Source organism: Rhizobium laguerreae, from assembly GCF_019778565.1.
In the GTDB taxonomy this organism is placed as follows: Bacteria; Pseudomonadota; Alphaproteobacteria; order Rhizobiales; family Rhizobiaceae; genus Rhizobium; species Rhizobium laguerreae.
This window is the reverse complement of the sequence record NZ_JAAXQT010000007.1, coordinates 91,754-114,393: the sequence shown is the minus strand read 5'-3', so window position 1 is coordinate 114,393 and position 22,640 is coordinate 91,754. Positions and strand designations below refer to the sequence as shown.

Annotated in this window: 20 protein-coding genes; 8 read left to right on the top strand and 12 right to left on the bottom strand. The window is 61.0% G+C overall.

Annotated features, from left to right (window positions below; genetic code table 11):
• Positions 1 to 34: 34 nt before the first annotated feature.
• The 8 genes from HFO71_RS21510 to HFO71_RS21475 form a co-directional block, all read right to left on the bottom strand.
• Positions 35 to 1,081 carry an ABC transporter ATP-binding protein gene (locus HFO71_RS21510; protein WP_168285925.1) on the bottom strand — a complete coding sequence of 349 codons (1,047 nt, stop codon included), beginning with the start codon at positions 1,079 to 1,081 and terminating at the stop codon, positions 35 to 37.
• Positions 1,082 to 1,094: 13 nt separating this feature from the next.
• Entirely contained in the window at positions 1,095 to 2,795 is a 1,701-nt protein-coding gene (locus tag HFO71_RS21505) for a beta-fructofuranosidase (protein ID WP_077976811.1), read from the bottom strand.
• Positions 2,796 to 2,797: 2 nt separating this feature from the next.
• Positions 2,798 to 3,691: a carbohydrate ABC transporter permease gene (locus tag HFO71_RS21500; protein WP_077976810.1), complete on the bottom strand. Its 894-nt coding sequence runs from the start codon at positions 3,689 to 3,691 to the stop codon at positions 2,798 to 2,800.
• A complete protein-coding gene (locus tag HFO71_RS21495; RefSeq protein ID WP_077976809.1) occupies positions 3,684 to 4,616 on the bottom strand; it encodes a carbohydrate ABC transporter permease in 933 nt (310 codons plus the stop codon). Before HFO71_RS21495 ends, HFO71_RS21500 begins: the two co-directional genes overlap by 8 nt.
• A 73-nt stretch (positions 4,617 to 4,689) precedes the next feature.
• Complete coding sequence (locus tag HFO71_RS21490; protein WP_132612181.1) at positions 4,690 to 5,982, bottom strand: ABC transporter substrate-binding protein; 1,293 nt, start codon at positions 5,980 to 5,982, stop codon at positions 4,690 to 4,692.
• A gap of 43 nt (positions 5,983 to 6,025) precedes the next feature.
• Positions 6,026 to 7,036 carry a LacI family DNA-binding transcriptional regulator gene (locus tag HFO71_RS21485; protein WP_132612183.1) on the bottom strand — a complete coding sequence of 337 codons (1,011 nt, stop codon included), beginning with the start codon at positions 7,034 to 7,036 and terminating at the stop codon, positions 6,026 to 6,028.
• A gap of 186 nt (positions 7,037 to 7,222) precedes the next feature.
• Positions 7,223 to 10,930 (bottom strand): trifunctional transcriptional regulator/proline dehydrogenase/L-glutamate gamma-semialdehyde dehydrogenase, encoded by a 3,708-nt coding sequence (gene putA, locus HFO71_RS21480; RefSeq protein ID WP_221988407.1) that lies wholly within the window; start codon positions 10,928 to 10,930, stop codon positions 7,223 to 7,225.
• A 27-nt stretch (positions 10,931 to 10,957) separates the two neighbouring features.
• Entirely contained in the window at positions 10,958 to 11,164 is a 207-nt protein-coding gene (locus tag HFO71_RS21475) for a hypothetical protein (protein ID WP_077977041.1), read from the bottom strand.
• 150 nt (positions 11,165 to 11,314) lie between these two features.
• Between HFO71_RS21475 and HFO71_RS21470 the strand changes: the two genes are divergently transcribed.
• Entirely contained in the window at positions 11,315 to 11,809 is a 495-nt protein-coding gene (locus HFO71_RS21470; protein ID WP_077976806.1) for an Lrp/AsnC family transcriptional regulator, read from the top strand.
• Between the two features lie 30 nt (positions 11,810 to 11,839).
• Here HFO71_RS21470 and HFO71_RS21465 read toward each other — a convergent pair whose 3' ends face one another.
• Entirely contained in the window at positions 11,840 to 12,220 is a 381-nt protein-coding gene (locus HFO71_RS21465) for a winged helix-turn-helix transcriptional regulator (protein ID WP_077976805.1), read from the bottom strand.
• Between the two features lie 157 nt (positions 12,221 to 12,377).
• Between HFO71_RS21465 and HFO71_RS21460 the strand changes: the two genes are divergently transcribed.
• Positions 12,378 to 12,770, top strand: a complete 393-nt coding sequence (locus tag HFO71_RS21460) for a DoxX family protein (protein ID WP_077977040.1) — start codon at positions 12,378 to 12,380, stop codon at positions 12,768 to 12,770.
• A gap of 40 nt (positions 12,771 to 12,810) precedes the next feature.
• Positions 12,811 to 13,557, top strand: a complete 747-nt coding sequence (locus HFO71_RS21455; RefSeq protein WP_077976804.1) for an SDR family NAD(P)-dependent oxidoreductase — start codon at positions 12,811 to 12,813, stop codon at positions 13,555 to 13,557.
• A gap of 56 nt (positions 13,558 to 13,613) precedes the next feature.
• Here the strand turns inward: HFO71_RS21455 and HFO71_RS21450 are convergent, their stop codons facing one another.
• Positions 13,614 to 14,510 carry a LysR family transcriptional regulator gene (locus HFO71_RS21450; RefSeq protein WP_077976803.1) on the bottom strand — a complete coding sequence of 299 codons (897 nt, stop codon included), beginning with the start codon at positions 14,508 to 14,510 and terminating at the stop codon, positions 13,614 to 13,616.
• Positions 14,511 to 14,604: 94 nt separating this feature from the next.
• Between HFO71_RS21450 and HFO71_RS21445 the strand changes: the two genes are divergently transcribed.
• The 3 genes from HFO71_RS21445 to HFO71_RS21435 are packed head-to-tail and all read left to right on the top strand — an operon-like array spanning position 14,605 to position 17,054.
• Positions 14,605 to 15,792: an MFS transporter gene (locus HFO71_RS21445; RefSeq protein ID WP_132612101.1), complete on the top strand. Its 1,188-nt coding sequence runs from the start codon at positions 14,605 to 14,607 to the stop codon at positions 15,790 to 15,792.
• A 31-nt stretch (positions 15,793 to 15,823) separates the two neighbouring features.
• The gene (locus HFO71_RS21440) at positions 15,824 to 16,570 is read left to right on the top strand and encodes an SDR family oxidoreductase (protein ID WP_077976801.1); all 747 of its coding nucleotides are present in this window, start codon (positions 15,824 to 15,826) and stop codon (positions 16,568 to 16,570) included.
• A gap of 13 nt (positions 16,571 to 16,583) precedes the next feature.
• The gene (locus tag HFO71_RS21435) at positions 16,584 to 17,054 is read left to right on the top strand and encodes a cyclophilin-like fold protein (RefSeq protein ID WP_131641364.1); all 471 of its coding nucleotides are present in this window, start codon (positions 16,584 to 16,586) and stop codon (positions 17,052 to 17,054) included.
• A gap of 134 nt (positions 17,055 to 17,188) precedes the next feature.
• Here the strand turns inward: HFO71_RS21435 and HFO71_RS21430 are convergent, their stop codons facing one another.
• A complete protein-coding gene (locus HFO71_RS21430; protein WP_077976799.1) occupies positions 17,189 to 18,085 on the bottom strand; it encodes a LysR family transcriptional regulator in 897 nt (298 codons plus the stop codon).
• A 128-nt stretch (positions 18,086 to 18,213) separates the two neighbouring features.
• Between HFO71_RS21430 and HFO71_RS21425 the strand changes: the two genes are divergently transcribed.
• Entirely contained in the window at positions 18,214 to 19,071 is an 858-nt protein-coding gene (locus HFO71_RS21425) for an NmrA family NAD(P)-binding protein (protein WP_077976798.1), read from the top strand.
• 164 nt (positions 19,072 to 19,235) lie between these two features.
• On the opposite strand, the gene HFO71_RS21420 is transcribed toward HFO71_RS21425, so the two are convergent.
• Entirely contained in the window at positions 19,236 to 20,273 is a 1,038-nt protein-coding gene (locus HFO71_RS21420) for a class I SAM-dependent methyltransferase (RefSeq protein ID WP_077976797.1), read from the bottom strand.
• 180 nt (positions 20,274 to 20,453) lie between these two features.
• Here HFO71_RS21420 and HFO71_RS21415 point away from each other — a divergent pair, with 180 nt between their 5' ends.
• Complete coding sequence (locus tag HFO71_RS21415) at positions 20,454 to 22,451, top strand: putative bifunctional diguanylate cyclase/phosphodiesterase (protein ID WP_077976796.1); 1,998 nt, start codon at positions 20,454 to 20,456, stop codon at positions 22,449 to 22,451.
• Positions 22,452 to 22,640 lie beyond the last annotated feature (189 nt).

Sequence of the window (22,640 nt, the reverse complement as noted above, 5' to 3'; positions counted from 1 at the left end):
TGACGGACGCGGTTCGGCGGCGGGCGCCGGGAGATCAGTCTATCCGTCGGCCTTCGGCGGAGAAGAGGTGGACTTTCTCGGATTTGGGCGCGAGGTCGATTTGCTGGTCCGGCTTTAAATCCACCCGCCGGTGCAGCACGATGGTTGCCGTCTGCGTGCCGACACGCACCGAAAGATGGGTCTCCGCACCTGTCGGCTCGACAGTCAGCACGGTGGCCGGAATGCCCGTCTCTGCAATGTCGAGGTCTTCCGGGCGGATGCCGTAGGTGCGTGCCACGCTGTGGCTCAATTGCGGCGGAAGCGGCAGGGAAACGCCGCCTTCGATACGGAAGCCGCCGCCGCTGACGCCACCCTCGAAGAGGTTCATCGACGGCGAGCCGATGAAGGCGGCGACGAAGGTGTTATTTGGGCGGTCGTAGAGATCGAGCGGCTTGCCGATCTGCTCGATTCGGCCGGCGCGCATGACGACGATCTTGTCGGCCATGGTCATCGCCTCGATCTGGTCGTGAGTGACGTAAACGATGGTCGTGCCAAGGCGCTGATGCAGCTCCTTGATCTCGCTGCGCATGGTCACCCGCAGCTTGGCGTCGAGGTTGGACAGCGGCTCGTCGAAGAGGAACACTTTCGGATGGCGTACGATGGCGCGGCCCATGGCGACGCGCTGGCGCTGGCCGCCGGAAAGCTGTTTCGGCAGGCGCTCCAGCAGGGGTTCAAGTGCGAGAATGCCGGCGGCTTCGCTCACCAGCTTGTTGATTGTCGCCTTATCGCGCCCCTGCAGCTTCAGGGCAAAGCCCATATTTTCGCGCACCGTCATGTGCGGATAGAGCGCGTAGGACTGGAACACCATGGCGATATCGCGCTCCTTCGGCGCGACGTCGTTGACGACGCGACCGTCGATGCGGATTTCACCGCCGCTGATATCCTCTAGCCCCGCCAGCATGCGCAGAAGCGTGGACTTGCCGCAGCCGGACGGCCCGACGAGCGTGACGAACTCACCGTCCTCGATATCTGCGGAAACCCCGTGGATAACCGAGGCCGCGCCGTATTGCTTCTGAACCCGGTCGATTGCTACCGATGCCATTGTCTGTCCTCCCTCACAGTTTCAATTGCCAGACGCTGGCCCCGGCGACGGCGCCGGCGAGCGTTGCCGAACGTGCGGCGGCAAAGCCCGGAATGCGTTTGGACCCCGTCCAGCGGCCGTTGTCAGCGAAGACCTCGATGGAGCCGGCATCGAGGAAGATGCGCAGGCTCGACGGTTTCGCGCCAGCGGCGACGTAACGTGGCGGCGCCATACCGGTACGAACGTCGAAGACAATCGCCAGACCATCGGCATCGAGTTTAACGCCTAGATCGACATCCGGATGATCGAAGGTGAGATCGAAGGCGGCGCCCGGCTCGGTGAGATCAAGTACGATCTCGACGGCGCCGGTGCCGAGCGGCACGGTCTTGCCGGCGGCAAGCGCGGTGTCATCCAGCAACTGATGACGCAGGCTTTCGACGGCTGCGACCGGCGGGGTCAGCACGGTGTCGCCGTCGAGAAGCATGCGGCGCGGCAGGGTCATGGCCGTCGGGAAATCGTCCTTCTTGGAAAAATCCGTCCAGTTGGCTAGCCAGGCGATGCCGACCGGCTCGTCGCCATCAACGAAGGCCTGGAAGGCATAGGCATCCGAACCGAAATCCAACTCCTGCTCGAACTCCGCAGTGAAGGTGCGGCCATCGAAACCGCCGACGGTGACGGAGGTGAGGTTGCGGCGGCCGGTGGCCGGGTCGCGGCTGGTGAGCAGACCGAAGATCAGCGCCCAGCGGGTTTCTGCGTTTTTGTCGGAAAGCGGCACCATGCAGGGGCATTCCGCCGCCGTCATGCCGAAACCGTCCTCGCGATGGAGGATGCCGAGGAAGGTCCAGCCATCGGCGCCTTGCGGGTCTGCGGTTTCATAGAGCAGTACGACGCCGCCCTGCCTGTCGCGGCTGCCGAGCAGCATCTTCCAGCGGCCGTCCGGGCCTTTGAAGACATAGGGGTCGCGGAAATCGGTGGTGAGGTTCAAGCCTTCCGGGCGCAGCGGCATCACGATTTCCGACGGGCCGGCGACGATGCCGTCGCGGCTGACGGCTGAAAGCTGGATTTGCTCTTCCGGTTGCCGGTCACGCACATGCTCGGTGTAAAAGACGCGGATTTCCTCGCCCTCTGGGCCGATGCCGGGGATCGCCGAGCCAGAGAAGGCGCCGCCGCGGCCATCGTCCTTTTCCGATAGATGCGCCGCCGGAAAGAGGAACATGGGCAGATGTGTCCAGCGGACGAAATCCCTCGAGACAGCATGGCCCCAGTGCATGGTGTTCCAGCGCGGCTCATGGGGATAATGCTGGTAGAAGAGGTGAGCATTTCCGCCGAACCGTCCAAAACCGTTCGGATCGTTCATCCAGCCGAAGGGCGGGCGGAAATGATAGCTGTCGGGCACGTCGGGGGCGGCCGTGCGGGCATCGCTGTGCAAGACGCAGATGCCCTCCTTCATCACGGTTTCCGGCCGGAAGGCATAAGCGACGGAGAGTGCAGCGGTTGTCGCATCATAGGACAGCGTGGCACGACCGCCCTTCGCGAGCGTCACAGCGAAGAACTCAAATTCCCCCGTGCGGCGGGTCGAGGGCTCGCCGATGTCGTCGCCATCAACGGCGACGAAGAGCTTCGCCTCGCCGCCGGCATGGCGCGCCTTCAGCCAGAGATGCAGCACCGTGCCTTCGGGCAGCTCCGCTTCAATGGCCTGAGGTGCTGACGTTTCGGATTTTGCCTGCAGAGACATGATCAACCTTTCACGGCGGAGCCGACGAATGAACTGACGAACCAGCGCTGGAAAGCCAGATAGAGAATGAGGACCGGGATCATCATCAGCACCGAAGCGGCCATGGCGCGGTCCCAGTAGATGCTGTCCTGTCCGAAGAAGGTGGCGATGGCGACGGCAATCGGCCGAGCATAGTCGGTCTGGGTGACCAGCGTCGGCCAGAGATACTGGTTCCAGCTTTCGATGCCCATGAGGATCGAGACCGTGGCGAGCGCCGGCAGGCTGAGCGGCATGTAGATCGACCGGTAGATGCGGAAGACCGATGCGCCGTCCATTTCCGCCGCTTCATAGAGTTCTTTCGGCAGCTGCGCGAAGAACTGGTAGAAGAGGAAGACATAGAGCGGGCTTGCCACCCAGGGCAGGATCTGCACCGCGAAGGTATCCGTCAGCCCCGCCCGCGACATCATGACGACGAGCGGCATGATGATGCTTTCCTGCGGGATGACATAGAGCGCGACGACCAGCGCCAAGAGCGCCGCCTTGCCGCGCAGCGAGCCCCAGGCCAGAACGAAGCCCGCCATGGAATTGACGACCAGACCCGAGACGACTGTGGCAACGAGGATCACCAGCGAATTGAAAAGATATCGCCCATAGGCCAACTCGCCGGAGAAATGGGCGATCTCCTGGTAGTTCGACAGCGTCGGGTCGCTGACCCAGAAGGCGCGGAAGCTGCCCATGTCGGCGAGGATGCGGAAGCGGTCGTCCTTCAGGCTGGCGATCAGCAGCATGAACAGCGGCGAGATCATCACCAGCGCGATGACCAGGATGCAGAGGCTCTGCACGATGCGCAGGCCTCTCTTGCCGTTGCCCCTTGCGATTGCCAGGGAGGCGGGCTGGGTCAAAGCGAGATCAGACATCGAAGCGCCTCAGGAGTTTGCGTTGCAGGAGCGCGATCAGAAGAACGATGACGAAGAGGATGACGGACACGGCCGATGCGTAGCCGAGTTTCTGCTCCTCGAAGCCGGCGCGCACCATGTAGTGGACAACGGTTTCGGTGCTTTCGTTCGGGCCGCCCTGGGTGAGGATTGCCACCTGCGTATAGAGCTTGAAGGCCTGGATCGTGGTGATGACCAGCACGAAGACATGGGTCGGGCGAAGACCGGGCATGGTGACGTGCCAGAAGCGGCGCAGCGCGCTTGCCCCGTCGATGCGGGCTGCATCGTATAGTTCTTCGGGAATGCCCTGCAGGCCGGCGAGATAGATGATCATCTGAAAGCCATAGGCCTGCCAGGCTGAAAGCAACACGATGGAGAACATCGCCCAGTTGGGGTCGCCGAGCCAATCGATCGGCTGGATCGTGCCGCCGGAAAGGAAACCGGCGATCTGGTTGAGCGGGCCGCTCGGATACTGGAACAGCGTGCCCCAGATGACGCAGACCACCACCATGGAGGTGATCGCCGGCAGGAAGAACAGGCCGCGCAGCAGGTTTTGCATCGGCAGCTTCTGATGCAAGAGCAGCGCGGTCAGGAAGGCGAGGCCGCATTGCAGCGGCAGCACCCAGACGGTGAAGCGCGTGACGTTCCACAGCGAGGTCCAGAACAGCGGATCGGTGAAGACGCGCTCGAAATTCAGGAGGCCGACGAAGCGCACCGGCGTCGGGCGCGGCACGAGCGGCTGGTTGGTCATCGCCGTCCAGAAGGACAAGAGGAACGGCGTGATCAGGAATATCGCCATAAGCAGAAAGGCAGGCGCGATCATCGCCATTTCCTGCCAGAGCCGCTTGTTGTCGCGGCGTTTGGCCGGACGTCGCAAAGCGGGCGTGGAGGTCTGTTGCAAAGTCATTGTTTCCTCCTCATCGGTCATCCTCCCGAGATGGTTCAGGGGCCGGCAGGACGAGCCGGCCCGTCAAAACCCCTTACTGCTGCTCGTCGAAGGGCGGGTAGCCGGCGTTGTCCTCGATATCCTCGTCGATCTTCTTGGCGGCGGCCGTCAGCGCTTCCTGCGCGTCACCACCGTTGAAGATCTTGTCGACGGCCTGCATGAAGGCCGAGGTGATCGTCGGATAGGCCGGGTGCGGCGGACGGGCGATCGCGGTCTTGGAAGCCTGCTCAAAGGCGACGGCGAGCGCACCGCCTTCCGCATAGAGCGGGGAACCGGCGGCGAAGCTCTTCAAGCCCGGATAGGCGGACTGGGTCTTGGCGTACTCCCGGTACTCCTTGTCCTTCAGCAGGAAGCTCAGGAACTTGCCGGCGATCTCAGGGTTTTCCGAGGTCGCGGAAACGCCCCAGATCCAGGTCCCGTTCGGGCTCACGCCCTTGTCGCCGATCTTCGGCAGCGGCATGACGACGATATTGTCCTTCATCGCTGCCGATGCCTCCGCGTAGAACCAGTGGCCGCCCATGGCGAGCGCGGCCGGCTGTCCCTCGGCATAGAACTGGTTGGTGCCCGACGAAGTCGGTACGACCCAACCCTTCTTCACCCAGTCCTGCATCATCGTCAGCGCCTTGACGCAGGCCTCGCCGTCGAGCGTGCCGCTGGCCTTCCAGGTCTTGCGGTCAATCAGGTCGCAGCCGGCGCTTTCGAGCAGTGGGCCGTAGGCATAGGTGATCCACTCGGTCTTGATGCCGTAACCTCGGAAGGTGTCGATCGGCCACTTCACGCCTTCGAGCTTGGAAAGCTTTTCGAGATAGCCTTCGAATTCCTCGCGGGTCCAGGCATCGTCGACCGATTTCGGAATGCGGGCGCCAATGGCTTCAAGATACTTCTTGTTGCCGTAGAGCACGACCGAGGAGTCGGTGAGGCCGATCGCATAGAGGTCCTTGTCGATCGGATAGGTGCCCTGAGCGATATTCGAATCCGTCATGTCATCGAGCAGGTCCTTGTCAATGAGCGGCTTGACGGGCTGCAGATAGCCGGACCAGACATAATTGGCGAGGAACGGAGCATCGAGTTCCATGATATCGGGCAGTTGCTTGGCCATGACGGCGGCGCTGAACTTTTCGTTATAGGCATCGTGCGGCGCGTAGATCATCTCGATGTCGACATCGGGATTGGCGGCCTCAAAGCGGGCGGCAACGTCGCCATAGGCCTTCACCCAGCCAGGATCGCCCTGGTGCATGACGTGGATGACGGTCTTCGCCTCGGCGAAACCGGCGGTCGCGACCAGCGCGGCGGACGCTAGGATTGCTGAAAGTAAACGATTACCCATTGAAATGCTCATTGATATTCTCCTCCTGTTAGACACTCGATGTTCAGACGGATGCCCGTTCGACCAGATGGAACGGCAGTTTATGCAGATGCGGCGGTTCGGGCTGCTCGGCCAGGAGGATCTCCATGGCAAGGCGGCCCATGGCGCGGTGCGGCAGGGCCATCGTCGTCAATGGCGGGTCCAGCCGCGAGGCAATCTCGACCTGGTTGTCGAAGCTTGCCACCGCGATATCATCCGGAATGCGAAGGCCGGCGCGGGCAAGCGCCGCGTAGACTTCCATCGCTACGCGGTCATTGCCGCACAGGATGGCGTCCGGCCGTTGACCGGATTTCAGAAGCGCCTCTACATGAGAGGCAACAAGGCTTGGCGCGCGGTCGCTGTAGACGCTGCGGCGCACCGCCGGAAACACGCCGACGGGGTCGATGCCCGCCTCCTCAAGCGCCGCACGAAACCCCATCTCGCGTAGCGTGCCGGCGAGAATGCCCGGCAGGTTGATGAAGGCGATGCGCCGGCGGCCGGCGACGAGGAGATAACGCACGATCTCCCGCGCGCCGCCCTCTTCGTCCGGGACCAGCGCGGTGACGCGGCCGGCAGCCTCTCGGCAGTTGATCATGACGCCGACGGCGCCCGCCAACCTGTCCGGCAGGGCGACATCCTTGTGGTACATGGCGGCATATGCAACGGCGCGCGGCCGGAAGTGCTGCACCTCGTCGAGCACCGAGCCGATAGACTGGCCGCTGCGATGGTTGACCGCAAAGACCGCCATGCCGGCGCTGCGGGCCGCCCCGTCGAGGCCACGTACGATCTCGGTGGCGAAAGGCGAAGTGATGAGACCGTCGGAGACGACGCCGACCAGCGGCAGCCAGCCCTGTCGCACGCCGCGCGCCGCAAAGTTGGTTACGTAGCCGAGCTCTTCCGCAATGGCCTTGACCTTTTGGCGCGTATCGTCCGACATGCGGGCGGAGCCGCCGTGCAATGCGCCGGAAACCGTCTTTACAGAGACGCCCGCACGTTCCGCGATGTCAGAAAGAGATACAGCCACGATCGGCATCATCCTCCTTGGGTGATCGATTACCCAATAGTCGCGGCGATCGCTTTTTGTCAAGCGGCTTTTTCGCGCACTGCACGCCGGAACACGGCCTTTGCCCTATGAACATCCTTGGGATGGGCTTCTTTATGGGCACATCGGCGCATGCGATATGCGGCCGAGGGCGCATTTTCTGCGCCCTCGGCCTGTTACTCAGCCGATGGCCATGAGGCTCGCATTGCCGCCGGCGGCCGCGGTGTTGATCGACGTCGACACCTCCTCCAGCAGCCAATTCAGGCAATAGGCTTCGGGATCGCTCGCCAATTCATCGGTGCTTGCGGCCTGGACCAACAGAAGCGGACCGGGCAGTGCCGCGATCCTTTTATTGGCCGCGTGGACCCTGTCGCGATCCCCTTCGACGAGCGCACCGGAGAACGGCCCGTCCTTTTCCCAATCCGATGTCCAGGAAATCCGGCCGGCGACAGCCGCCGGAAGATCCGCCAGGACGGATTTCGATAGGGAACCCACGTCCACGACGATGTGGTTGCCGGTCGATAGGGCTGCAGCAATCTGGCGATGAAGCCCGCCTTCGGTCTGCGGCACGAGGAGAATACGACCGCGGGGATGGAGCGCGTAGAGATTGAGTTCGCCCACCGGACCGGTGAGTTCGCGTTCGAGCCCGAGCGCCGAGCGGCTCGCATATCCACGCGCCACTTCCCCCTCGCCCGACAAGCCCTTCTTGTCGAGCCAGACAATGTAGTCACGAAGGGCAAGGTCCGTATGGACGGAATCCTGCTGCGGCGGCACGGGCGCACGCTGCACCAGCCGGCCGATATAAAGCGGACCGCCGGCCTTCGGACCCGTTCCCGACAGGCCGCGGCCGCCGAACGGCTGCACGCCGACGACGGCGCCGATGATGTTGCGGTTGACATAGAGGTTTCCTGCCTTGATGCGGCTGGTCACATGCGCGATCGTTTCATCAAGCCGGGTGTGAAGCCCGAATGTGAGACCATAACCCGACGCGTTGATGTCGTCGATCAGACGGTCGAGCCCGTTTCGCTTGAAACGGATAACGTGCAGCACCGGGCCGAAGATCTCCCTCGTCAGGTCTGCCAGGGATTTGATCTCGATGATCGTCGGCGGAACGAAGGTCCCTGCCGCTGCACTTTCGGGCAGCGGCAGTTGATCCACCTTGCGGCCCAAGCCGCGCATATGCTCGATATGCTGGTCGATCTCCGTCTTTGCGCTATCGTTGATGACTGGGCCGACATCGATGCTCAGCCGGTCCGTACGGCCGATCGTCAGCTCGCGGAAGGCGCCCTTCAGCATGGCGAGGGTCCTGTCGGCCACATCGTCCTGAAGGCAGAGAACCCGGAGCGCCGAGCAGCGCTGACCGGCGCTGTCGAAGGCAGACGCAATGACGTCGGCCACCACCTGCTCGGCCAAAGCCGAGGAATCGACGATCACGCCGTTCTGGCCGCCGGTCTCGGCAATCAGCGGAATCGGCCTGCCACTCACCGACAGTCGTTCCGCCAGCTGTGCCTGGATCATCCGGGCAACTTCGGTCGACCCGGTAAACATGACGCCTGCCGTCTCCTCCGCACCGACCATGCCGGCGCCGAGACGGCCGCTGCCGGGCACGAACTGCAAAGCACCGACAGGCACGCCCGCCTCGTGCAGGATCTTGACGCTCTCCGAAGCGATGATCGGCGTGACGCCGGCAGGTTTCGCAAGCACGGGGTTGCCGGCCACCAAGGCTGCGGCGACCTGTCCGGTGAAAATCGCCAGCGGGAAATTCCACGGGCTGATGCAGACGACCGGGCCGAGCGGCGCATGCGAGGGGCCGAGCGTCTTGCGCGCCTGCTCGGCGTAGTAGCGCAGGAAGTCGATCGCCTCACGCACCTCGCCGACGGCATTGGCCGCCGATTTGCCGGCCTCGCGCATGACGATGCCCATCAGCACCTTGATGCGGGCCTGCATGATGTCGGCCGCCCGCTCCAGGCAGGCGGCACGCTCGGCCGGCGGCACGGCGGCCCATTGCGGCGCATGCTCGGCCGCCATGCGAACGATGCGCGCAGCCTCCTCGACCTTCACCTCGGTCACTGTGCCGACGACATCCCGGTGATCGGCAGGATTGAGAACATCGCGCGTCACCCCCTCCGTAGAGCCGTCGGCAAGGAGGGGAAGCGCATGCCACGGGGCAGCAGCCGTGGAGATGAGCGCCTCAGCCAAATCCGAAAGGGTGGCCTCGTTCGAGAGATCGAGACCTTCGGAATTGGCCCGGGCGTTGCCGTAAAGAGCCTTTGGTGAGGCGATCTGCGTGTGGGGCGCGCCCATAACGGGCATGGCCGCGACGATTTCCGCGGGATCGGCGATCAGCGCCTCGACCGAGACATTCGGATCGGAGATGCGGTGCACGAAGGAGGAATTGGCGCCGTTTTCCAGAAGGCGTCGAACCAGATAGGCGAGCAGCGTCTCATGCGTTCCCACAGGCGCATAAATGCGGCAGGGCCGGTCGAGTTTTTCCTTTCCGACGACCTCGTCGTAGAGCGGTTCGCCCATGCCGTGCAGGCATTGGAACTCATATTTGCCGACCGTGAAATCAGGACCCGCCAGACGATAGATCGTGGCGAGCGTCTGCGCATTATGGGTGGCAAATTGCGGGAAGACCGCATCTGGAGCGTCGAGCAGCTTGCGCGCGCAGGCGACGTAGGCGACATCCGTGTAGATCTTGCGGGTATAGACCGGATAGTCGTCGAGCCCGTCCAACTGGGCGCGCTTGATCTCCGCATCCCAATAGGCGCCCTTGACGAGACGGACCATGACCCGGCGCCCGGAGCGGCGTGCGAGATCGATGATATAGTCGAGGACGAAGGGGCAGCGCTTGCCATAGGCCTGCACGACGAAGCCCAGCCCGCTCCATCCGGCGAGATCAGGGGCAAAGCAAAGCTCCTCGAGGAGGTCGAGCGAAAGCTCCAGCCGATCGGCCTCCTCGGCGTCGATATTGAGGCCGATATCATAGGTCTTGGCGAGAACGGCCAGCGCCTTGACCTTCGGCAGCAGCTCGCTCATCACCCGGCCGGCCTGCGACCTCACGTAACGGGGATGCAGGGCCGAAAGCTTGATTGAAATGCCCGGGCCGTCGTAGATGCCGCGCCCGTCCGACGCCTTGCCGATGGCGTGGATCGCCTTTTCGTAATCCCGGTAATAACGCTCGGCGTCGGCGCCCGTCGTCGCGGCCTCGCCCAGCATGTCGTAGGAATAACGGAAGCCGCGTGCTTCCAGCGGCCGGGCGCGTTTCAGCGCCTCCGCAATCGTTTCGCCGGTGACGAACTGCTCACCCATCATGCGCATCGCCATATCGACACCGCGACGGATGACCGGCTCACCGGCGCGCGCGATCAGCCGCGTCAGCGCTGCCGACAGGCTTCGGTCGTTGACTGTCGAGGTGAGCTTGCCGGTAACGACGAGCCCCCAGGTGGCGGCGTTGACGAACATGGATTTTCCGCCGCCGATATGGGAGGTCCAGTTGCCCTCGGCGATCTTGTCGCGGATCAAGGCATCCCGGGTTTCGGTATCGGGAATACGCAGCAGCGCTTCGGCAAGGCACATGAGCGCCACACCTTCCTGGCTGGAAAGCGAGTATTCCTGTACCAGCCCTTCGACACCGGTTCCCTTGTGCTTGGCGCGCAACGCCTCGATCAGGCTGCGGGCCGTGCTGCGAATGTCATAGCGTTTTGCCTCGGAGACGCGCGCTGCTGCAACGAGCGGCGGCAGGCATTCGGTTTCCGGCCGGCGATAGGCTGCCGTGATGGCTTGGCGAAGTTCGGATTGCGGCCGGATCGGTGGGGCAAAGCCGGAAAACGGCGCGCCGTCGGTCGGATCATTGGAAGAGGCGGGGTCGATCGCTGCGTTCAACATGAAAGTACCTATCAATCGATGTGTGGTTTAACGGATAAACGAGATGCCGGGCTCGTCGTCCCACTGCGCATCGTCAGTGAAGGCGGGGCCGGAATATTCCGTCTCTCGCAGCGGGCGCGCATCCGGTCTGTCGCGCTTGAGGGTGAGCGCCGCGGCCACAGCCCTGATCGCCAGCGGCCGGTAGTGAGCGAGCAAATCCTGCGTCCGATCGTCATCCGCTTCTTTGTTATGCATGTATGATCCCCGTTTTGAGCGCGGCACCGATCCCGATTTCAGCACTCTTCTGCCCGGCGGATAATCTATCATAATCGCAAATCGCAATCTCACTTGATTTCAACAGTTTCCAGGCTGTATGAACTTATTAATCCGCGCGCGAGAGTTCAAATGGCTACTGAAACCGACATCTTTAGTGAATTGGACCAGTTCGACAGAAAGATCCTCACCGCACTCGCCGAGGACGGAAGGCTGTCGATCACGGACTTGGCCGCGCGTGTCGGATTGTCGAAGACGCCGTGCCAGATCCGCTTCAAAAGGCTGATCAGCGACGGATATATCGAAGGCTTCAAGGCCGTCCTTAATCCGTCGAAAATGCAGCTCGACCATATCGCTTTCGTCGAGGTGAAGCTTTCCGATACCCGCGAGGACGCGCTGAAAAGCTTCAACGATGCCATCAAGAAGATCAGCGAAGTCGAAGAGTGCCATATGATCGCCGGCAGGTTCGACTATCTCCTGAAGATCCGCACGCGCGATATCGGCCGCTACCGCCGCGTCCTCGGCGAGCGCATCTCGACGCTGCCCCACGTTGCCAACACCTCGACCAACGTCGCGATGGAAACGGTCAAGGAAAGCTGGGACAAGTTCGGTTCCAGTCTTTCGTGAGGGTAATGTCGTTTATCGACCCGAAGCAGTTCAGCCACCTTTCGCTTTACGCCCGCGTGCGCTCGGCTTCGCCGGCACGCTTTTGCCGTACTCGTTCCACCATGCCGTCAGAGCTTCCATCGTGGGGCCGAGGCCCCGCGCCTTCTGCGTGATTGCATATTCGACGCGCGGGGGAACCTCCGCAAAGACGGTGCGGGATACGAGGCCGTCCGCCTCCAACTCGCGCAGTTGCGCCGTCAGCATGTGCTGAGTAATGCCGGGAATAGCCTTTCTCAGTTCGCCAAACCGGTGGATCCGCTGATGGAGCAGCCACATGATTTCCAGCTTCCATTTACCGGAGAGCAGCGCGAATGCCCGACGCATCTCCTCATGCATATTGATTTCGCCATCGGCCATAGTCTGGTTTTCCATACTAGCTGCAAGTAATTCATCCTACTTGCAAAGATAGACCTTAGACGAAATTTTCCATCCGTGCATCAGGGGCGCAGTAAAAGGAGCGCCTCTCACATAGAAACCGACAGACTCGACGAGAGGAATGTTGCTGCGTGAGCAGCGACAGGATGAACTTATGCTTGAATTTTACGGATACTGGATCAGCACGGCACTTCTATCCGCGCTCTATCTCGCTTCAGCCTACATGTATGCCACAAAGAAACAGTGGGTTCGCGAGGCGCTGACGGAACTCGGATATAGGGCGAACAACCTCGTTCCGTTCATGATCATTGTTAAGATCCTCGGCCCGGTCGCGATCCTTTCACGCGTCAGCGTCCCGCTCAGCGACCTCGCCTATGCAGGCATCTTCTTTCACCTGCTGCTGTCGGGCCTCGCACATATCGGCGTTCGAAAACCTGTGGGCGCGCTGCCGGCGGCGATCGGCCTGGCGCTGCTGATCGCCTCGTTCATGACGCAGAACGACGCCCGCGACGCCCCTTCGCCTTACGTCCAGGCTGCCGTCCTCTGACGCCTCGAAGATTCCCAAGCCTTATCAAATGGAGATACACATGGGTCGACTCAATGGAAAAGTTGCCGTTATCACTGGCGCAAGCCGCGGCATTGGCCGCGCCACCGCAAAACTGTTTGCGGCCGAAGGCGCGAAGGTCGCAGTTCTTTCGCGGACCTCCGAAGGCGTCGAACGCGTTGTCGCGGATATCATCGAAGCCGGCGGCACCGCGCTCGGCGTCGTCTGCGACGTCGGTGAAGCCGATCAGATCACGGCCGCGGTGGACAAGGTTGTCGCTGCGTACGGCCGCATCGACATTCTCGTGAACAATGCTTTCGATGGTTCTGCCGTCTTGTCTTCAGTCATCGACCTTTCGATCGAGCAACTGCAACGGAACTTCGACACCGGGCCGATCGCCTATCTACGTTTCATGCAGGCTTGTTATCCTCACCTGAGAGAAGGCGGAGAAGGGCGGATCATCAATTTCGGTTCGATGGCCGGCACTGTGGGGTTGGCTGGTTACGGTCCGTACAACATGGCCAAGGAGGCGGTGCGCGCGCTCACTCGCACGGCGGCACGCGAATGGGGTGCCGACAAGATCACCGTGAACAACGTTCTGCCAGTCGCGGACACTTGGGGTGCCGCGGAAAAGGAGGTTCCTCCACCGACGAACGCGCTCGCGCGTTTCGGCTCGCCGGAAGACGACATTGCCCCGGTAGTGCTGTTCCTGGCCAGCAAGGATTCCCAATTCATCACGGGCTACAGCCTTACCCCCGACGGCGGCGCCATCATCGACAGCGCCCGGTAATTGTCGATGAGCAAGAGGCGCGACGGTTTGCGCTGCTTCGCCCGGCCTGTTTTCCGCTACCGATACCGGTAGCGGAAAGCTTCAACGAAGGCAGAGAAAGCAGGGGATGGATGGCGCCGGCTGGGGTAATAGAGATGATACCCCTGGAATGTTGGCGCCCAGTCCGCGAGCACTTCGTGCAGTTGACCGCTGTCACAATATTGCCTGATGAGGTCCCTCGGCACATAAGACAGACCCGCCCCATCGAGAGCGGCATTGATCGCCGGCCCTATGTTGCTCATCACGAGCTGGCCTTCCACACGAACGCTGAACTCGCGGCCATCTTTTTCAAACTCCCAGGCATAGAGAGCGCCTGACGTCGGAAGACGCAGGTTGACGCAATTGTGGTCCGTCAAGTCATGCGGGGTCGAAGGCACAGTGTGGACAGCAAAATATTCGGGTGATCCAACCACGGCGTAAGAGATATCGGGCCCGATGCGAACGGCCACCATGTCGCGCGCAATCGCTTCGCCGAGCCGCACGCCGGCATCGAATTGGCGCTCCACGATATTTGTGAAACCATTGTCGACGATGAGTTCCACGGTGATATCGGGGTAATTCCGTAAAAATGCCGGCAGCCTCGAACGGAAGACCAGCTCTACGGCATCATCGGGACATACGAGGCGGACTGTGCCCGAAGGCTTGTCGCGCAACGCGCCGAGGGCACTGATCCCGGCGGCGATGCTCTCGAAATGCGGCTGGATAGTTTCCACGAGGCGCGTACCGGCCGCCGTCGGGGCGACGTCACGCGTCGTGCGGGAGAGAAGCCGGACGCCGAGCCGGGCTTCGAGCGCGCTGATCGTATGGCTCAGCGCCGAGCGCGTGACTCCCAGCTTTGATGCAGCGCGCGTGAAGCTCCGCTCCTGAGCCACCTCCAGAAACGCACGCATTTCCGTGAACTCGTCGCGCCGCATTGTTGAATCTCCTTCATCACGACGTTCAGATTATAGCTTCTAGTCGAGCAAAACCAGTGCGGTTATCTATCTGGCAACGGACAGGAGAACGTGAATGACCGTCGAGTTGACATTGAATGAGACCTCACTGACGGACGACACGGCGACCTCATGGTCTGCTGTGACCTGTCTCTCACTTCTCACTTTCCTTCTGGTGGGTCTGGAATTTCTCCCTGTGAGCCTTCTGACCCCGATCGCCAGGGACCTCTCTATTTCAGAGGGGCAAGCCGGATTGGCGATCACCGTGTCGGGTGTCTTTGCGGTTATCACCAGCCTTTTCGGCAATGCCTTCCTGGCGAAGATCGACCGGAAGTCTGTCGTCCTGCTCTATACGGCGGTCCTTGTCGCATCGAGCTTGGCGGTTGCCCTCGCACCCAACTTCCTTGTCTTTCTCTTCGGACGATCCCTGGTCGGCGTTTCGATCGGCGGCTTCTGGTCGCTGTCGACGGCTATTTTGGCACGCCTGACTTCGGATCGCGACCTGCCCAAGGCCATTGCGCTTCTTCAAGGTGGCACCGCATTCGCCCTCGTCCTTGCCGCACCGCTCGGCAGTTTTCTTGGCGGGTTGATCGGATGGCGCGGAACCTTCTTCATTACCGTGCCGATCGGAATTGCCGCACTCGTCTGGCAACTGATCGTTCTGCCGAGGATGCCGGCGACATCAACCGTCTCGGTGGCCAAAATATTCGGGCTGCTACGCAATCGCACATTGGCGATAGGAATGGCGGCGACCGGCTTGGCCTTCATTGGCCAGAACGCACTGTCTATTTATCTTCGCCCGTTCCTCGAAGGCGTCACGGGGCTGGAATTGAATGTCCTGTCCATGGTGCTTCTCGGCCTGGGCGTCGGCGGGCTAGCTGGAACCTCCGTGATCGGCTTCGTCGCCCGACGCCACCTCCTCCGCGTTCTCGTAGGCCTGCCGGCCGCTCTTGCATTCCTAGCCCTGCTGCTGATCGCTCTCGGGCCGTTCGCGGCGGTTACGGCATTCCTGCTCGTCATGTGGGGATTTTTCTCGACGCCGATTCCGGTCGCCTGGAATACCTGGATGGCCGCTATCGTTCCCGGTGAATTGGAAGCGGCAGGTGGACTGCAGGTGGCGCTGATCCAACTCGCCATTGCAGGCGGCGCTTTCGCTGGCGGCATGCTGTTCGACACCGCGGGATGGTGGAGCACCTTCCTTCTGGCCGCCTGCTTTCTCGCCGGTTCGGCTGTCCTCGCCGCGCTCGCCGGCCGCCGTTCCTGAACCTTTAGAAACCTCAAAACAGGAAATCATCATGTCCCAAGGAATCCAAAACAAAGTGGTCGTCATCACCGGAGCAAGCAGCGGGCTTGGCGAAGCCACCGCGCGTCACCTTGCTGAGCGCGGCGCTTCCGTCGTCCTCGGCGCGCGGCGTAGCGACCGCATCGCCAAGCTGGCCGAGGAGCTTTGCGCCAGGGGCTACAAGGCCAAAGCAGTCCAAACCGACGTCACGGATCAACATCAAGTCAAGAAGCTCGTCGACACGGCCGTCAACGCGTTCGGTCGCATCGACGTGATGCTGAACAATGCCGGCCTGATGCCACTTGCGCCGCTCGAACGGCTCAAAGTTGACGAGTGGGATCGCATGATCGACGTGAATATCAAAGGGGTGCTCTACGGCATCGCAGCAGCGCTTCCGCACATGAAAGCGCAGAAGTCGGGGCACATCATCAACGTGTCCTCCGTCTACGGTCATGTTGTCGATCCGGGTGCCACCGTCTACTGCGCGACGAAATTCGCCGTGCGCGCCCTCTCCGAAGGGCTGCGGAAGGAAGTGAAGCCGTACAACATCCGCACCACGATCATTTCACCCGGCGCGGTGAGCACCGAACTGCTCGAGCACATCAGTGAGAAGGACATCCAGGCAGGCACCAAGGAGTTCGTCAGCAACATCGCCATCGGCGCGGACACGTTCGCCCGAACGGTCGCCTTCGCGGTGAACGAGCCGGACGATGTCGACATCAACGAAATCCTGTTCCGGCCCACGGCTCAACCTGTCTGACGCGAGGCGCGCTATGTCGATGACATCCAAGTTCATGAGCCGTCGCGCCGTGCTGGGCGGAACCTTGGCGGCCGCCGCCCTATCTCTCGTGGCGCACGGGCAGGACGAGCACGGCTCGACAGGTCATAAGGCGACAGACGTCAGGATCAGGATTGGCTTCAACAATCTAACCCTGACCGCGACACTCTCAGACAATCCGACCGCGCGCGATCTCATTTCCATGCTGCCCTTGAACCTCAAGATCGAGGATTACGGCAGAAACGAAAAGATCGTCCATCTGCCGCGCAAGCTGACCGAAGAAGGCAGCGGTGCTTTCGGCAACGAGCAGCCGGGCGACCTTTGCTACTTCAAACCATGGGGTAACCTGGCTCTGTTCCATGCGGATTACCGCTGGGACGGGCTGATCCGGCTCGGCCGCTTCGACAATGGCTTCGCGCCGTTGCTGGTGCGCGGCGAGTATCCGGTCCGCATAGAACGCATCTGACACGGTGCTTTATGGCCGGAGATGTGAACGCCTTCCTTCCAAGCATGAAAGAACCCAACAGACGATAAACTTCCGGAAACTAGAAAGCCGCGGCCGGCTCAAGCCAGCAGAGGCGCTCGACGGGGTGCCTCCGTCTATTCGATGATCTCGACGCAGAAATCTATAAAGGCCCTGACCTTAGCCGGAACATGCTGACGCGAGGGATAGAAGGCGTAGAGCGGGAATGTCTCGTCCGACCAGCCGGGAAAGAGGTTCACGAGCTGCCCATTGTTCAGATAATCCGCCATCCCGAGTGTGAAGACTTGCGCGATGCCGATCCCCGCAAGGCAGGTCGCCAAGGTCGTGCCGGCATCGTTGACTAAAATGCGGCTGCGGGTCTCGATCGAGACGACCTCGTCACCCGACCGAAGCTCCCATTCGAAAGGCCTTGCGGTCAGCGGATCCTGGAACTGGATACAGGTATGCTCGCTCAAATCCTGTGGACGGCTCGGCCAACCATGCCGCTCGATATAAGCGGGAGCCGCAATCGTGATCACGGGCGTCTGCATCAACAGGCGCGAAATAAGCGACCTCTGTGCAGGCTCGCCAAAGCGCACCGCGACGTCCATGCCATCAGCAACAAGATCACCGATCTCGTTGCGGGTGAAGATCTCGATCTGAATATCCGGGTAACGATCGAGGAAGGCGCCGAGCCGCGGGCCGAGCACAAGGCGTGAAAAATATGGGTCGACATTGACTCGCAGTCGCCCACGCACCGCCTGTCTGGCGCCAACAGCAGTCTGCGCAGCCTCTTCGATGCCGCTCAAGAGTGGGGCCACCTGTTCGTAGAATCGCGCGCCGTCATCGGTCAGCCGCATCGTGCGTGTTGTCCGATCGAGCAGCCGCAGACCGATCCGCCCCTCCAGCCGCGAAATGGCGCGGCTGACACCCGACGCCGATAATCCCATTAGCTCCGCTGCCCGCGCAAAGCTTCCGCTCTCGATAACGGCGGCCAATACGCTCACGCCATTCAATAATCGTCCGTCAAACATCGCGTATCCGTGATTTTTAGTCACCAATCATGTGACAGAAGCGCGCTTCAGTCAAAGGCTTCCGAAGGACATGATCGGCATAACAAACCGCCAACCTGCTGGCGGCGGAGCAGCAAAGGAGTCTAGCCATGTTTGTGATCAGCGGAGTAACTGGCCAAGTCGGAGGCATCGTCGCCGCGCGTCTGCTGGAGGCGGGGGTGCCGATACGCGCCGTCGCGCGCAATGCGGAGAAAGCAGCAGAATGGAAGGACAAAGGCGCGGACCTAGCCTTGGCCGAGATGACCGACGCCGATGCGCTCACCAAGGCTTTCGCCGGCGCCGACGGCGTCTTTCTGCTGATCCCGCCCACCTTCGATCCAACCCCCGGCTTTACGGAAGTGCGCGCGGTCATTGCGGCGCTGGAGACCGCGCTTCTTTCTGCTGATCCCGCCAAGGTCGTTTGCCTCTCGACCATCGGCGCGCAGGCCAGAGAACCTAACCTCTTGAGCCAGCTCGGTCTCGTTGAACAGAAGTTATCTGCCTTGCCAATGCCGATCGCCTTTCTGCGTGCCGGCTGGTTCATGGAAAACACGGCTTGGGATATCGCGCCGGCGCGCGAGACATGTGTCCTCTCAAGTTTCCTCCAGCCGCTCGATCAGCCCTATCCGATGGTTTCTGTCTTCGACGTCGGAGCCAAGGCGGCAGAATTGCTGCAGCACGACTGGGTGGGCAAGCAGGTCATCGAATTGACGGGGCCAGAGGGCGTCACGCCCAACGAAATCGCCGCTGTCCTCTCGTCCATCCTCGGAAAACCCGTCCGGGCAGAGCCGGTCGCCCGCGACACCTGGGAGCAGATTTTCACCGACCAAGGCATGCAAAACCCCCTCCCGCGGATGCGCATGATCGATGGTTTCAACGAAGGCTGGATCCGGTTCGACGGCGACCCGGTGAAGGGCACGACCACGCTGGATACAGCCATAAGCCGCCTGATTAGCGCCGGCCGATAAACAGCTTAAAGGCCGTGGAGGAGAGCAGCCACGACCTTTCTCATGCAGCCTCTGATAGGGTCGACCCAGGATTTGAACTGAGGAATTGCCCCGAAGACTACCGGAACGGACGGCAGCGCCCAGTTACTGGCTCAAACGCCATTATATGTCGGCCAGCGTGCGGCCTACTGCGGCTTTTGAATTTCACAGTAGACAATGTTGCGGTTTGAGCCGGGCCAAACAGACACCTTTACATCCGCCCCGGTCACGCTTTCACTGGCGATCAAGCCCATCTCTCGTTCTGATCGCAACAGCAGCGCCCAGTTCATGAATGTCTCCATATAGCCATCGACGTTCGTTTCCGGGGAGAAGTTTGCGAATAGGAATGTACCGCCAGGCTTCAGCATGCTGATGCACTTTCTGGTCAGCCTTACGGCTACCGCGTGCGGCAAATAGTCATAGAGGCCCGCGGCATAAACGAAATCGAACATTCCCAGCGCATGCCTTCCACCGAGCAGGGATTTGACCGACCCGTTCACCGCCTCGACGGACGTGCCGGCGAAATCGCGGGCGACGGTTCCAACGCTCATCGGGTCTTGATCCAAAGCTACCCAGCGTCTGATCGCGCCGGCGCTCAGAGCGTGCGACAACGGGCCCTCACGAAGATGCCCGGCGGCAATCGCGAGGACTTCAGTCGAACCAGGCCGGGTCGAAGCGATTTCGTCAACGCGGCGCGCCAGAATGTCTCGACGCTCCCTTACCGCGACGGATGACGAAGCATTTCGAGTGTAGGCGTAGATCGAACGTCCCAAGTCGCTCGCTGATGCGACATCGTCCTCAATCTCAGGTCTGCCGTAGATGAAGTCGAGAAGGCGTGCGTCGCCAGAATAGCCGCGCGGCTTTTCGAACGACCAGCGGGTCAATGGATCTTGATGGAGATAGTGAGCAACGGGATGGGATTGCGCGATCTGAACGAGGACGTCCCACGCCTCCGGATGAAAGCGCCGCCTTATTTGGTGTAAGGCATCAGTAAGACGCTCGATGATCGCATGAGGCTCGACGCCGGATTTGAACTGACGGAGCGACACCTCAAGGCTGAGAGCAAGCTCAGCTCTGGCAACGATCAGGTGGCCGGGATCTGGGGCAGCAACCCTCCTGGCCGACCGACGAATCTCGCCGGGCGCTACAAGACTTTCACCGTCCAAGACCAGGCTTTGTTCCATTTCGAGATCCTCTTGACATAGCGTTAAGCATAATCAACCTCGAAATAGGATGCGACTAGAATCTACACGGGATAAGAGTAATTCTACTCTTGCGGGTCAGATGCTACCCCTCTAACAAAGCTCAGCAATAAGACAAACCGGTTGCAGATTGCCGAACGCGATTTTGGAGGGCGCCGAAGTATGGCTTACTTTTCAACATACTTTAGATGGCTGTCGGGTCGGCGTCGTTGCATGATCGCGGCTTGCGCTAATGTCCAGCGCGATGAATCAGCCGCCAGCTTTTCATTCGCCGATGCCCTCAAATCTCTGAAAACCGAAAATGATGCTGTCCGAAGGCAGAGCTCACGGTGTGGTCTTTGGATGGCGGTCGCCGTTTATGTGGCCTTCGCACTTCCCGACCGCTGGCTGATCCCCGATGTCGCTTCCATGACGATCGCCGCTCGATTCGTCGTTGCGACGATCGCTCTGCTGGCGTTCGAAATCTTGCGACTGGCAAATGCGAAAACCGTCTGGCTCGACATCACATGCGCCGCTGCGCTGCTTGTGGGCTATGTAGCCTGGCTTTACCCGGCGATTGCCACCCGCGACGTCACCGCCATGTCATACTACATGGTATTCGGCGCCATCTTCATGATGGGCGCTAACCTGTTTTTCAGTTTCCCGTTTCGGCTTTCGGTGATCACCTCAGGCCTCGTTCTATGCGCGTTTTTCATTACGATCGAGGAATTCTTCCCCTCAAGCCAAACCTACAAGCTTGCCTTCGGGCTATTCTACATTTCGTGCTTCGTTTTCACGTCTTTCGTCAATTGGCGATTGAATGTGGAGCGTCGAAACGTGTTGCTCAACGCGGCAGAGGCTCGCCACCAGCACTGGGAAGCGTCCGAACGAGGAAGGTCACTGCTCGAGCTTTCACATACTGACTACCTGACAGGCATAAGCAACAGACGCGCGTTGGATCGGCGGCTCGACGAATGCTGGGCCGCCTGGAAGGATGAACGCCGCGGCTTCTCCGTGTTCCTCATCGACGTAGACTTTTTCAAACGCTTCAATGACCGTTATGGACATCAGGAAGGAGACCGATGCCTGACTGTCATCGCCAATGCGCTGAAGGCGATTGTAGAGTCGTCCGATGGCATGATCGGCAGGTATGGTGGCGAGGAGTTTATCGTGGTCATGCCGGCTGCCCTTCCCAAGGTTGCGATGGCCCTCGCCGACAAGATCAGAATGGAAGTCGAGTCACTTGCGATTGCTCACGACGAGCGACCAGATGATATGTCGACCGTAACCGTCAGCATCGGCGTCGCCTTCACCCGCGAGAAAGTTGGCGAGAAAGTCGAACGAATAGTCCGTGAAGCCGACCTCGCTCTCTACAATGCCAAAGCAAGTGGCCGAAACTGCATTCGCAGTTTTGATCCGTTTTTACCCCGCCCCGACGACCACGCTGGCAAACTCGTCCCGCTGCTGGCGGCCGCTATCGATCGCAAACTGGTCTCGCTCGTGTACCAACCGATCTTCGACGTGACCAACGGGAAAGCAAGAGCTGTCGAGGCTTTGATGCGCCTCAGAATGCCGGATGGCACCGCGGTTTCCCCGAAGACATTCATTCCAGTTGCAGAACGAAGTGGCGCTATCCTCGAATTGGGCAGGTGGGCGATCGAGACGGCCTGCCGGGATATACTGATGACCGATCGCATGGCGACGGTCAGCGTCAACGTCTCGCCGATACAGCTGCGTTCCCCCGGCTTTGCTGCCAGTGTCGCTGAAATCCTTGATCGCTGCGGGGTCTGCGGGTCGCGACTAGCCTTGGAAGTCACCGAAGGCCTGGACATGGATATGCAGGCGGAGGTGCTGAAATGCATTGCCGATCTGCGGGCACTCGGCGTCGAAATCTGGCTTGACGACTTCGGCTGCGGCTTCGCGGGCCTCTCTTGGCTGAGGGCAATCGAGTTTCAGACGGTCAAGGTCGATAGAACCTTCCTGCACGACTGCTCGAACCCACGCGGTCTGACGATGCTTCAGGACATGATTGCTCTCATCCGCAATCGCGGGAATACGATCCTGGTGGAAGGCGTCGAAACTGCAGCACAGTTTTCCCTTCTCAAGGATCTTCGCATCGACCGGGTCCAGGGCTTTCATATGGGAATGCCGGTCAGCGCTGAACTTCTGAACGCGGCGTAACTCGCATCAAAGTTTCCAGATGGCTCAGCACGTTGCCGATGATCGGTGGCGCATGACGTCTCTGCAAATCGCGAATTCGGACGGGAGCCGTATCGGCCGCGCAAGATGGAGCGGAAATTCCACGTCACGAAAGATCGGCTTGTGATCACGCCGGCCAACCTTGAAGAAGGCCGCCATTGCCGGAAGTCT